Raw genomic sequence first — 12123 nt, 5'->3', positions numbered from 1 at the left:
TGCATCAGCCCGCTCGGCCGACGTGGGCAGCAGGCGGCGAACATCGTGGTCCTGATGCAAAACAGCGCCCGGTCAGGTGAGATCCGGAAAGCCTCACAGACGCCGGCATGCTCGGCAGGATGTCGACCCGCAGGCGCCCCGGCCACACCACCGCCGCCGCCCGGTCGTAGATACACGATGGCCGACACCGGCGTACTGCCGCCGACGCTGGTTCTCCAGGTTGCTGCCCGGACGCTCCGCGGAGGGCGGCCGGTCGAAGGCACGCACCTGACGCCGAGCACTCGCGGTGAGCCGGGGGACGGTCGCGCTGATGTCCTCATGACCGGTGAGAAGTTCCACGGCGATGTTCGGGTCGCTGATCCGACGCGCCTCACGATGTCTCTCGGTGAGCTGTCGTACCAGGGAGCGAGCCGCATCGAGCCGACGCCCGCGTTCATGGCCCGGCCGGGTGACCGCCACATCGGGCGCGGCGGCAGTGAAGAGGGGCGGACGGCCGGCTGTGACCGCGCTCATCCCTCAGGTATCGGCGACATCCGAGCCGTTCTGGAGGCAGCCCCATCAGGACGGTGTAGATGAGGTTGTGAGGCATCGCTGGGCCCGACGACGTCGATTTTTCAACTCCGGATGACGTCCAGGCCGCGTATGCGCCCACCGGTCTCGGGCCTGCTCACCGCGGCAGACTGCAGACGCGCCCTAAAGACGCCCTGCTGCGTCGGTCATCAGCACGTCAATCGTCGCGCCGTCTCGCCATTTCGGTGGCGAGTTGCCGCCAGTTGACGGAAGACCGCCAGCCTCGTCGTCTTGTGCCGGCTTTTCGATGTTGAAAGATTCCCCATCGCGTGGGCGCTGTTGGGGGGCCGGCGCCTTCTCTGTGCTTCCCCTGAGTTCCTTGCAAGAAGTGGAGTGCCCATGAAACGGCGGAGACGAGCGATCGCTCGTGGCATCGCCACCATAGCCAGCGCTGCTGTATTGCTCGGCATACCCGTGCTGGACGCGGCGGCTACCGGGGCGCAGACCCCGGCGGCCGAGTCCGGGGGGAAAGGCATGTCTGCGCAGGCCGCGCTGCCCTCCACACCCGGATCCTCCGCGCTCGGTCCATGGCGCTCGTTTCTAAAGCCCACGCCGCCGCAGCCGGCGAAGAACAGCCCTCGCCAGGTCCTTGTAGTACTCGGCCCGACCACCCAAGTGACGGGCAAGTCGCTGGGCAAGCAGCGCAATCTACGGGTCCGTACCCCACTGACCTCGGACTCGGCGGTCAACACCGTGCTCCACCGGGCCCACGCCGTATCCATGCGTCCCCTGGTGCCGGGACTCACGGATGCCCAGGCTCAGCTGTTGCGGTCAGCGGCCCGGGCGAAGCTGGGCTCCGGAGCGATCGACCTGTCCAAGGTGCAGGTCGTCCAGCTCGCCGGCGGCGACGCCACGGCCGCTGCCCAGGCGTTGGCCGCCGCACCCGGTGTCTCCTACGCCGAGCCCGACCAGACCGTCTCCCCCATGAACACCGGGTCCATACCGCTGCCCTCCTCGGCGAGCGCCACGCCGACGAAGGCCGGTTCGTCGGCGAAGGGGCAGGACAGCGGTGCGACCGGCTCCGACGGTGTGCCCGGCAACGCGGCTTTCGGCAGCTCGCTGCAGAGCTTCCTCAACGCCGGCGGTGTCGACGCGACGGGCGCCTACAGCTTGCTGAAGCAGAAGTTCGACCAGTTGCCCGGCACGGGTGAGACCATCACCAACGTCTCGGTCGGCGACCTCACCGACGCGTCGACGCCGAAGCTGGGCGTATCGGGGCCGACGACCGTCGTCGAGAACGGTCAGCGGTATCTGGACATCCCCACGATGCCGTTGATCCCCACGTACACCGCGGACGCGTCCGGCGCGCTGGACCCGACCGGCTCGACCCAGGGGCAGGACGCCGCGCTGGGTGAGGTGTTGCTGGACTTTTCCGTGATGGCGCCGCTCCCGCATGACCTGCAGCGCGCGGGCATGCAGGGCAGCGGGTCCTCCGACCTGCTGGGCATCGCCCCGGGTGCGGGCTACCGGCTCGTCGTCCCGCAGCAGCCGACGTTCAGTCAGATCGCGGTGGCCCTGCTGGCCGCGGCCCGGCAGACCCCGCGACCCGACGTGATCACCGCCAGCCTCGGGTACGGCACCGACGCCGCGGGGTTCCCCAGCCGGTATCTGGAGGACGATCCGGTCCAGCAGGCCGTGATCGCGTCGATCGTGCAGCAGTACGGCATCACCGTGGTGGTCTCGTCGAACGACGGGACCCGGCTGTACACCAACGCGGCCGTCGGGCCCGACGGCGGCAGCACCGCGACCGACGTGACGCGCAAGGCCGCCGACGCCACCCGGATCGACGACGACCAGGTGTCGACCACGCCCAGCAAGGTGCTGGACTCCGGCGCGATCGCCGCGGGCGGCACCACGACCGACGACACACTGTCCGTTGCGCCGCAGAACGGCTCAGCCGCGTCGGGCAACGGGACCTGGGCGACCACCCGGCTCAACGGCTCCGGGATGTTCTCCTCGGGATTCGGCACGCGCGTGGACGTCTCGGCGCCCAGTGACGGCATCCCCGCCTTCGAGCACCAGGGACAGACCGCGCAGTCGGTGAAGGAGGTCCTCAGCGGAGGCACGTCGGCGTCCGCGCCCGAGATCGCGGCCGCCGCAGCGGTCGTACTGCAGACCTCCCGGCTGACCGGGCAGCACCCGTCGCCCGATGACGTCCGTACGCTGCTGGAACGCACCGGCCGTGCCGTGCCCACTCCGCCGCAGATCGACCAGCCGCTGCACGTCGGCGCACAGCTCGATGTCACCGCCGCGGTACAGGCGGTCCTGGCCAAGGCGCGCGGCAGCCGGGCCGGCACGGGCACCCCCCAGATCGTCCGGCTCTCGGTGGCGCATCGCCAGACCATCGGCGGGCTCGGTGGCTCCTACCTGGAGGCCACCGACCCGGGGTATATCGACCTGGCCGGACCGGGCACAGGCGCCGGCGCCACCGGTGAGGGCCTGGTGGGACCGGTGACCATCGGCGCCGACGTCACCGGCCTGAGCGACCGGGACGGCGTGAGCTACGCGCTGCGCATCAAGAACCATGAGTTCACCTCCGCTGTGCCGGCGATCCGGCTCACCCCCACGCAGATGCTCGCCGCCGCCGGACTTCCGGTCGTCTCCGCGACGGACCGTCAGGTCCCGCTCACCTTCGAGGTGCGCCACGGCAACGAGGTGCTGGCCTCCACCACTCACCAGCTGACCTTCGGCCCCACCGACGGCGGCTACGCCGAAGCACTCGCCCCGGTGGTCCAGCCCGTGGTCGAGGCGGGACATTCCGTACAGGTGCGCTACGACCTGACCGGCGTGCGGAACGTCAGCTCGCCCCAACTGGTCGTGTCGCAGGTCGGCCACTGGAACCCCGCGTTGGCGCCCATCTTCTCCGCCGTCCACACCGCCCCGCTGACGGGACTTCGCGGCACCGTCACCGTCCCGGCCGACGCCTTCTCCGCCGGCGGCGGCATCTACGGCATCGGTGTCCTCCAGAACCCCGCAGGCGGCGCCAAGCGCGGGCCGGTGTACGGCGAGTTCGTCTCCGTCCGCGTCGACGGCGGTGACCCGTCGCAACGCCCGGCGGCGCCGACCCTGGCTGCGAAGGGATCCCAGGGGTTCGGTCACCTGCTGGAGGTGAACCGGGCTGCGCCGCGATTCTCGGTGCGCTACGACGTGTCGCGGGTCAAGGGCGCCACCGGCACGCTGCTGGAGTTCTCCGCACCCGGACCGAACATGTACAACTCCTACAACATGGTCAGCAACCAGAACGGCACCACCCTCGACCACAACGGGGTGGACAGCCCGGCCACGCTCGACCGCTCACTCACGGGCACGCGAGGCACGGCGGACCTCGACGCCCTCGCGCTCAAGCTCCCGTCCTCGATCGCCTACGACCTGCGGGTGTTCGCCGTCAACCAGCACGGCAAGACAGTCGGGCAGGCTTCGCCGACGTCCCTGCTGGCCTACGACGACGGAACGGCCCCAGACGGCACAAACCTGACCGACTTCGCGATCGTCCCCGGTGGCACGTCCGTCGCGGCGGTCGAAAGCCCCACCGGTGAAGGCTCGGTGTACGACTACGACGCCGCCACCGGAACCTATGGCCGCAAGCTGACGAGCGACCCCGCGTACGGCTCCATCTACGAGGTGTTCGGCGTCGACTCCGCCCAGCACGCGTTGGTCCTGCACAAGCAGACGACCACCGGCGAGCAGTGGCTCGAGACGTACGACACGGGCACCGGCGACGCGGTGGGCAGCCCCGTCCGGGTCGATGACCAGTACGTCGTGACGGGCGGGCGGGTGGACGCCAAGCGCCACCGCGCAGCGGTGCTCGCCCACCGTTCGAGCGACCGGGCGGGCTTCGTCCTGCCCGTGGACACGGCAACCGGCGCAATGGGCACACCGCTCCAGCTCGATCCCACTCCGGACGGGAGAACGTCGTACGGCCTGCTGGACGTGGACGAGTCGACCGGCCTCTTTTCCGCGCAGAAGACCGGCACCACCGTCAACTGCGTGGCATCGATCGGCTCCGGCACGGTGGCAGCGGTCGACCTGGACACCGGGACGGTCACCCAGAGCCAAGGCGGTATCCCCTGCGCCGGGGACCTCGCCGCCGACCAGAAGGGCAATCTCTACGAAACGTGGTACCACTCCTACAGCGTCAACTTCGCCGGCACCGGATACCTCGGGCAGCTCGGCGGCGGTGACCCGGTGAACGTCGGAACGGCTCAGACGCCCCTCGCGCTCGCCGTCGACGGGGAGCACCAGCTGGCGTTGCTCGCCTTCCGGTTCCCGGACCTGAAGCCCATGGGTGGCTTCCAGCAGTACGGCTTCACCGACAACAACGCCACCGGACGCATGGCCGTCGTCGACCTGAAGACAGGCAACACGGTGGGTACGGTGACCGGCGTCGAGTACCCCCTGTTCGGCTCCTGGAACGGCCGGCTCGAAACACACCGCGAGCGCGTCATGCAGCTCGACCCGGCGACCCGGACCGGCTGGACGTACGCAGGCGACGGAAGTCAGATCCAGCAGTTCTCCTACTGATCCGATCCGCTTGCTCGACCACCCGGGTCCGCGGGCGCCACAGCGCCCGCGGACCCGCGGCCTTACGGTAACCGGCCACGACCCCTGGCCCCCGGACCAGGCCCTCCTTGATGACATGGAAAATGTCGACGGGACAGCTGTGGCGCAGGAACAAAGGTGGCCGACATCCGCCGGCCGGCGGGCAGGCGACATGAAGGCGGAAAAGCCATGACATTCAACGTGCTGGGACTGGCAGAGGAGACTGAGCGCGTCTACGCCGTGCTGGTCCATACGCCCCACGCGACGGCTTCGGAGCTCGCCGGCGCCTGTGAACTGTCGGTTCCCTCCACCACGCGGCAGCTGGCCGATCTGGTCAAGGAGGGCCTGGCGACGCGGGCCACCGGCCGACCGCCCCGGTTTACCGCGGTGGCCCCCGACATCGCTGTCACCGCGCTGATCCGCCGTCGTGAGAAGCAGCTCGATGAGGCCCGGTCGCAGGTGCACCGGCTGATGGAGGCACACCGGGAGGCGTCCCGGATCAGCAGCCCGGACCTCGCGGTGGAACTCCTCACCGAACGCGCCGATGTCAGTACCGCGGTGCAGTGCATGACCACCCAGGCACAGCGTGAGATACGGGCCTTCGACCGGCCCCCCTACGTAGACCGGCCTGGCAGCAACCTCGACGAGCAGATCAAGCGGCAGCGCCGCGGCGTCGCCCACCGCGTGATCTACGACCGCGCCGCCGTCGCCTGGCCGGGCCGCCTCGCAGACGACATCCTGCCCAGCGTCCGGGCCGGCGAACAGGCGCGTGTCCGTACCGAGCTGCCGCTCAAACTCGTGATCTGCGACAGCCGGGTCGCGATCATCCCCATCAGTTCGGCGCCGGGCGGTCAGTTGGCGGCGTATCTCGTGAAGAGCTCACCGATGCTGGTGGCCCTGGAGGCGCTCTTCGAGGCGGAGTGGGAGCGGGCGGTTCCCCTGCCCCTGACGCACCGCACAGCCGCCGAAGGGAGCCTCGAGAGCGGCACCGGCGAACCCGACCAGGAGACTCGGTCACTGGTGTCGCTGCTCGCGGCAGGGCTCACCGACGCCGCGATCGCCCGAGCCCAGGGCTGGAGCGAACGGACCACCCAACGCCGTATCCATCGGCTGATGAGTCAACTCGGGGTGAACACCCGGTTCCAGGCCGGGCTGACCGCCGCCCGGCGCGGCTGGCTGTGACTCGCGCCGGATGGTGGCTGACTCGGGAGTCTCGGAGAGCCAGTTGACGTCGGTCAGCGAAGCGTGCTGCGGGCAGCCGGGACACGGTCCAAGATCCGGACCATGTGCGGACCAACTCGGCTCATCATCAGGCGATTCCACCCGTTACCACAGGTCAGAACGGGTTGAGGCGGCGTCGCCACCCACAAGCGCAATCACACGGCGGCCACCATCGATGACTGCGGGCGCGAACTCGGCAGCCACACCACCGGCACCACCAGCGCCGACCACCTGCGTCTACTCGCCTGGGCACATCGCTTCGACGAGCACCGCGTCCAGAAGCCGGTGCAGGTCATCGATCCTCACCGGGTGGGAGCGGGCGGAAGCTCACCCAGCGCACGCATGAGGGCGATCTGCGCCTGGTCCCGCTGAGTTGCGAGTTCCTCGATGGGTCGGTCTCCGAGGTAGGCCTCTGCCTGCTCGCTCAGGAGTTTGACGGTGGCCTCGTCGAAGGTCGGGCCTCCCAGGAACTTCCAACTCTGTTCCATCGCGGGAGCGAGATGCGAGAGGAAGTGAGCAAATCCGCCGGAACCGCCGCCGAGATGGAGACTCTGGCCTCCTCGTATGCGGCGCGCAGGTTCTCGTTGGCCTGCAGCATCGGCGAGAACTCGGCAAGCACGGCTTCTTCGACCTCTTGCTGGAGGCGGTGTGCGGTCTCGCCCGCAACGGCTGACAGCCGCGGTATCAGTCCCTGGAAGATCCTCTTCACCCAGTATCTGGGCAGCGAGGTCCTGGACTCCGCGCTGCCGCGGATGCCCGCCGCGGTGAGGTTCATCCCCCCACAGGACCCGCGGTGGCTCTCGACCCTGGACGCGATCAAGAAAGATCTCGTGTCCGACGGTCTCGTGTACCGGTACGACCCCTCTGCCTCTCCGGACGGGCCGCGCGGGTCCGAAGGCACCTTCTCGGCACGTTCTGGTACGTCGAGGCCCTCGCCCGCGCCGGCCATCTGCGTGAGGGGCGATTCGTCTTCGAGGAGATGCTCACCTACGCCAATCATCTCGGTCTGTACTCCGAGGAAATCGGACTGACCGGCGAGCAACTCGGCAACTCTCCATAGGCGTTGGCCCACCTCGCCCTCATCTTCGCCGCGCTGAGCCTGGATGCCCATCTCGACGCCGCCGTACCAGGTTTCCCTCCCACCTCACCGGTCCCGGTTCCCTATCTCTACGCGCAACCGATGGTGGCGGAGGCCGGAGGTCCGCCGGTCACCCCGTATCCGTCGGACCACATCATCCGCAGGTGAGCGCACAGCCATGGTCAAGAAGGGCGGCGAGCCCGGGGAGAGCTCACGCTGCCGTGTGACGACCGGGGCGGTGGCGGGAGGCGATGGTGGCGGTCAGGGCCTCGATGGCGTCGACGGTCGCGGTGCTCAGGGCGACGGCGCGGCCGGTCGCGGCGCTTCCGAAGCCGTCTGCCCTTTCGGCCGACAGGCCGGAGCGGGTGGTGAAGGAGTCGTATACCGACCGCAACGCCCCCGGTGCCACGGTCTCGGCTCCGGCGGCGGCGCGGGCCAGGGCGGTGAGGTGTTCGTGCAGCAGGTCGGCCAGTTCGGTCAGCTCCGGCACGGTGTCCTGCGGGATACGCGGCAGGTGTTCGTCCAGCAGCGTTGCACATCCGGCAACCGTGGAGACCTGAGCCCTGATCTGCTCCAGCTGCCTACTCGACCAGGGCCCGCGGTGCTCGGCGGGCTCGGCGTGCGACTGCTCCACCGCGGCCACCATGCGCTCCCGGACCTGCCGTGACCGCGCCCGCAGCGCGTCCACGGCTGCCCGGTCGATCGCCCCGACGTCGGCGTAGCCGGACAACAGCTCGGGCAGCAGCCGGTCCTGCACCCGCAGCCACTCCGCGAGCAGGCCCGGCAACCGCCGGGTGGACCACGTCGGCCAGACCAAGAAGATGACCATCGCCAGCACCGCGCCGACCACCGTGTCGGCGGCACGCGCCCACGCCGTGGGCCCGGGCAGTCCGCCGACGTGGTGGATCAGGAAGACGATCCAGGTGGTCAGCCACAGGTTGAGCATCAGCTGCCCGGTCCGCAGGGTCGCGAACGATGCCGCTGCCAGCACCACCGACGCGACCGCAAGGCCTGCGGGCGACCAGTGCGGCAGGGAGAGCACCGAGGCGAAGAGGCCGCCCAGCACGGCCCCGGCCGCCCGTCCCCAGCCGCGGGCCATGGTGTGCCCGTACCCGGGGAAGAGCACCAGCATGGTGGTCAGGGCCACCCAGAAGCCGTGTGCGGAGATACCCAGCCCGCCCCAGCCGCCGATCGACCGGCCGATGACCTCGGCGAGCACCACGCCCACAGCAAGTCGCACCGCGTGGCGGAAGATCGGTGACTGGAGATGCAGCTGGGCCCGGATCCGCCGGGCGGTGCGTGCCACAGAGGGGGTGCCCGCGTACAGGCCCGGCACCTCGGTGTGGGGTTCCAGCACATCGCCGACGCGGCCCTCCGTCGAGCGCCGGGCCAGCTGCTCGGCCAGCCGCAGCCGTGCGGCCAGATCGCGCGGGCCGCGCACGGGCGAGTCGTCCGCCGCCGATTGAAGGACGGCCCAGACCTCCTCCGAGGTGCGGTGCTCGCGGCCGGAGGCCACCGTACGGGAGATGTTCCCCAGCACCTGAGCGGCGCCTACCAGGGCCTCCTGGTTCCCCGCTGCTGCCGTGACCCGTACGGTATGCAGCGCGCGGCGGATGCGCTCAGCCTCGCCCAGCAGTCCGAACATGGCCGCTGCGGCCGGCCGGCTGAACTGCGGCAGCAGGTCCAGAGCGTGCCGGGCCGCTGTGAACGGAGCGGACTCGCTCACGACGGCGGACCCGGCCGCGGCCGAGGCGTTGGCGAGCGACTGGTACAGGGCGGCAAGAGCACGGCGCTGGGAGGCGAATCGCGGACCGTACGGCGGGAGCAACCACACCACGACGACGAGTCCGGTCCCGACCGCGATCCACCCGGCTGTCACCAGGCCGCCGTGCACGTCGGGAGCGAGATCGGCCGTGATCATCAGCCCGATGACCGCGAGGCAGCCCCGGATGCCAGGGGCGACGCCCACCGTCCGCCACAGCCCGACGGCGAACGCCGCGCCCGCGAGCAGCAGCAGGAACAACCAGGTGGTGCCGTGCACCAGCGCCCCCAGCACCGCCATGGCGCTGAAGGCCGCAGCCATCCCGACCGCGTTCACCACCGGGTGCCGCAACGGGCTCAACAGCGTACCGATGCCACAGAGGAACGCACCGACGCTGGCCATGGCCCCGGCCAGCGGCGCGTCCAGCAGCAGCCCGAGGACGGTGGCGAGCAGCACCGCCAGTACGGCCCGCACGATCGCCGACGGCGCCGCGAAAGCACGTTGAATGCGCAGTCCGTCCCGGCCGACTGTGATCAGAGATGACCACCAGCGCATGTCCGGGCCTCCCTCAACGGCACGGCCCCGCCCCGCACCCACATCCTCTGCCCGCCGCGGCGTGGCTGCCACTCGCTGCACCTGGACGTCGCCGCTCGGGTGGTGAGACGAATGCTGCTCCGGATGCGATGAATCCGCCGAGGTCCAGTGCGGCCGCGGTCGGCGACACTGTCTCTGCCGTTGTGCAGGCAGATCACTCCGCGGAGCGCCGGAGTGGCGTGGGGCGAACCCATCCCGAAGCTCCGGGAGGCACACCAGGGGCTGGAGAAAGCTGAGCACGGTCGGTGCGGGTCAAGATCGGGGTCATGGGCATCAAGGTCTCACGCGCCGTGACCGTCCCCCCGGCGCGCCTGACGGATCTTCATGCAGGACTGATTCATCGAGCCCGACTTCGCTGTGAGGTCGGCCAGCCCGCCGGGAGCAGCGCATGCCTACCCTCCACCGCCAGGACAACGTCTTCGTACTCGATCGACGCCGTGCGTTCCACGGCCGTGAAGATGGCCGAGGCACAGGTCGGCAAGGCCGGCGACGCCCTCGGCACCACCAAGGCACGCATGTACGCTTCGGTCCTGGCCACCCTGCCCGGCACGGACAAGGTGGCCGACTAACCAAATGGAACGGCGCGGACGTGGAGCAGGCCGACGAGGCAGTCGGTGTGATCATGCCGATGCTGCGCGCCACCGAGGAACTCATCGCCACTGAGCAGTACCGCGATGTTCTCGCCGCGATGCCGCCGGTTGTGGTCAGGAAGATCGGTGACTCGGCTCCCGAGCCGCTCGCCCTCGGGGCGGTCACACCGCTGGACGGCATCCGGGTGGTGGGCCGGGCGTACGTCATCGCCGGTGCCGGCACAGCAGAGCAACTTTGTGGGCGGTCTTTTCCAATTCGATGAACGCGTGCACCTCGCTCATCGATCGCTCTCCTTCGCCATGAAGGCCGCCGCTTTTCGCAGCACCTCGATCGTCTCCGCCTGCTCGGCGGCCAGTCTCCGCACCCGGCGCAGCTCTTCGCGCTCGGCTGTCGTCAGCTCTCCCGGCGCCGCCTGCCCGCGGTCGATCGCATCCTGCTTGACCCGGTTCCGTAGTTCCTCGGGGCTGACCCCGATCTCCCGAGCCACCCCGGTGATGCTGTTGCTCCAGTCAAGATCACAGATGGAGTCTCTATCGGATGGGAGCGGGCGGAAGCTCACCCAGCGCACGCATGAGGGCGATCTGCGCCTGGTCCCGCTGAGTTGCGAGTTCCTCGATGGGTCGGTCTCCGAGGTAGGCCTCTGCCTGCTCGCTCAGGAGTTTGACGGTGGCCTCGTCGAAGGTCGGGCTTCCCAGGAACTTCCAACTCTGTTCCATCGCGGGAGCGAAATGCGAGAGGAAGTGAGCAAATCCGCCGGAACCGCCGCCGAGATGGAAACTCTGGAAGGGCCCCGCAACCGCCCAACGCGGGCCGATCGAAGAAGTGACGAGTTCGTCGAGTTCCTGCTCGGTCACCACTCCCTCGGCCACCAGATGGACGCACTCGCGGAAGAAGGCCGCCTGCAGGCGGTTCGCGACGAAACCCGGAACTTCCTTGTGCAGGACCTGGGGCTTCTTGCCCAGTGCGGTGTAGAAGGCGCGTGCCTTCTCAACGGTCTCCTCCGAAGTGAGCCTGCCCGGAACGATCTCGACAAGAGGCACCAGGTGCGGCGGGTTGAAGGGGTGGCCGACGATCAGGCGCTCGGGCTGCCTGAGGACCGTGGCGATCTCGCTGGCCGGAAGACCCGAGGTCGAGGTGGCGAAGAGCGCATGGGCAGGAGCGTTCTCCTCGATGGTGGCCCACATCCGGTGCTTGATCTCCAGGCGCTCCGGGCCGTTTTCCTGCACCACGTCGGCGTGGGCCACCGCGGCGGCCAGATCGGCCTCGAAACGCAGCCGGGCAGTCAGGCCGTCCGTCCGCATGCCCAGCTCTTCCAGCGTGGGGGCGATGTCTGCCAGACCTGCGCGGACCTGGCTCTCCGTCGTGGGAGCCGGGTCGCTGATGGTGACCTCACAGCCGTGGGCGAGGCACAGGGCTGCCCACGACATGCCGATGACGCCGGCGCCGACGATGGTGATGTTACGGAACGATTCCGCGTTCGCAGTGTTCATGGTGTGCGATTCCTTACGGGTGGTGAGCGTCGCACCGCGACATTGCATGAAGTGTTTGAGGGCTGCCCGCGGGCCTGCCATCCTGACGGAGGGCGTGCTTGATCTCTGTTGCCGAGAAATCGCAGGCAAAGTACGCATGGCGAAATTTTCCAAGTTCCACGCCTGCCCCTCTCGCGCTCCTCGGGGGTGGGGGGCCCCGCCCGGGCGCCCCCCCCCCCCCCCCCCCCCCCCCCCCGCCCCCCCCCCCCCCCCCCCCCCCCCCCCCCCCAAACAACGTG

At 69.6% G+C, this 12123-nt stretch carries 9 protein-coding genes and 1 pseudogene; 6 read left to right on the top strand and 4 right to left on the bottom strand.

Features of this window, described 5'->3' with window-relative positions; genetic code table 11:
• Window positions 1-177 precede the first annotated feature (177 nt).
• The 3 genes from ACFYZB_RS41665 to ACFYZB_RS41655 all read left to right on the top strand — a co-directional run bounded on the left by ACFYZB_RS41665 (window position 178) and on the right by ACFYZB_RS41655 (window position 6291).
• Window positions 178-576 carry a hypothetical protein gene (locus ACFYZB_RS41665; RefSeq protein ID WP_388767100.1) on the top strand — a complete coding sequence of 133 codons (399 nt, stop codon included), beginning with the start codon at window positions 178-180 and terminating at the stop codon, window positions 574-576.
• 609 nt (window positions 577-1185) lie between these two features.
• Window positions 1186-5091, top strand: a complete 3906-nt coding sequence (locus tag ACFYZB_RS41660; RefSeq protein ID WP_388767099.1) for a hypothetical protein — start codon at window positions 1186-1188, stop codon at window positions 5089-5091.
• A gap of 207 nt (window positions 5092-5298) precedes the next feature.
• Window positions 5299-6291 carry a helix-turn-helix domain-containing protein gene (locus tag ACFYZB_RS41655; RefSeq protein ID WP_351215097.1) on the top strand — a complete coding sequence of 331 codons (993 nt, stop codon included), beginning with the start codon at window positions 5299-5301 and terminating at the stop codon, window positions 6289-6291.
• 341 nt (window positions 6292-6632) lie between these two features.
• On the opposite strand, the gene ACFYZB_RS41650 is transcribed toward ACFYZB_RS41655, so the two are convergent.
• Complete coding sequence (locus ACFYZB_RS41650; protein ID WP_351215095.1) at window positions 6633-6818, bottom strand: hypothetical protein; 186 nt, start codon at window positions 6816-6818, stop codon at window positions 6633-6635.
• A gap of 189 nt (window positions 6819-7007) precedes the next feature.
• Here ACFYZB_RS41650 and ACFYZB_RS41645 point away from each other — a divergent pair.
• Window positions 7008-7390: pseudogene (locus ACFYZB_RS41645) on the top strand (glycoside hydrolase family 15 protein); the annotation flags it as partial.
• A 229-nt stretch (window positions 7391-7619) separates the two neighbouring features.
• Here ACFYZB_RS41645 and ACFYZB_RS41640 read toward each other — a convergent pair.
• Entirely contained in the window at window positions 7620-9725 is a 2106-nt protein-coding gene (locus tag ACFYZB_RS41640) for an FUSC family protein (RefSeq protein ID WP_351215093.1), read from the bottom strand.
• A gap of 476 nt (window positions 9726-10201) precedes the next feature.
• Between ACFYZB_RS41640 and ACFYZB_RS41635 the strand changes: the two genes are divergently transcribed.
• On the top strand, window positions 10202-10333 hold the full coding sequence (locus tag ACFYZB_RS41635) for a hypothetical protein (protein ID WP_388767098.1): 132 nt from the start codon (window positions 10202-10204) through the stop codon (window positions 10331-10333).
• 20 nt (window positions 10334-10353) lie between these two features.
• On the top strand, window positions 10354-10617 hold the full coding sequence (locus ACFYZB_RS41630) for a hypothetical protein (protein ID WP_351215089.1): 264 nt from the start codon (window positions 10354-10356) through the stop codon (window positions 10615-10617).
• A 15-nt stretch (window positions 10618-10632) separates the two neighbouring features.
• Here ACFYZB_RS41630 and ACFYZB_RS41625 read toward each other — a convergent pair whose 3' ends face one another.
• Together ACFYZB_RS41625 and ACFYZB_RS41620 are read right to left on the bottom strand one after the other, a co-directional pair.
• Window positions 10633-10842 carry a hypothetical protein gene (locus ACFYZB_RS41625; protein WP_351215088.1) on the bottom strand — a complete coding sequence of 70 codons (210 nt, stop codon included), beginning with the start codon at window positions 10840-10842 and terminating at the stop codon, window positions 10633-10635.
• 43 nt (window positions 10843-10885) lie between these two features.
• The gene (locus ACFYZB_RS41620) at window positions 10886-11983 is read right to left on the bottom strand and encodes a 3-hydroxyacyl-CoA dehydrogenase NAD-binding domain-containing protein (protein WP_388767096.1); all 1098 of its coding nucleotides are present in this window, start codon (window positions 11981-11983) and stop codon (window positions 10886-10888) included.
• Window positions 11984-12123 lie beyond the last annotated feature (140 nt).

It is taken from the genome of Streptomyces sp. NPDC001852, assembly GCF_042891825.1.
In the GTDB taxonomy this organism is placed as follows: Bacteria; Actinomycetota; Actinomycetes; order Streptomycetales; family Streptomycetaceae; genus Streptomyces.
The sequence above is the reverse complement of the archived record's forward strand: the minus strand, read 5'-3'. Positions and strand labels throughout refer to the sequence as shown.

Coding starts and splice junctions, on each gene's coding strand:
- ACFYZB_RS41640 (WP_351215093.1), bottom strand. CDS start 9,725: ATGCGCTGGTGGTCATCTCTGATCACAGTCGGCCGGGACGGACTGCGC.
- ACFYZB_RS41620 (WP_388767096.1), bottom strand. CDS start 11,983: ATGCGTACTTTGCCTGCGATTTCTCGGCAACAGAGATCAAGCACGCCC.
- ACFYZB_RS41655 (WP_351215097.1), top strand. CDS start 5,299: ATGACATTCAACGTGCTGGGACTGGCAGAGGAGACTGAGCGCGTCTAC.
- ACFYZB_RS41650 (WP_351215095.1), bottom strand. CDS start 6,818: ATGGAACAGAGTTGGAAGTTCCTGGGAGGCCCGACCTTCGACGAGGCC.
- ACFYZB_RS41665 (WP_388767100.1), top strand. CDS start 178: ATGGCCGACACCGGCGTACTGCCGCCGACGCTGGTTCTCCAGGTTGCT.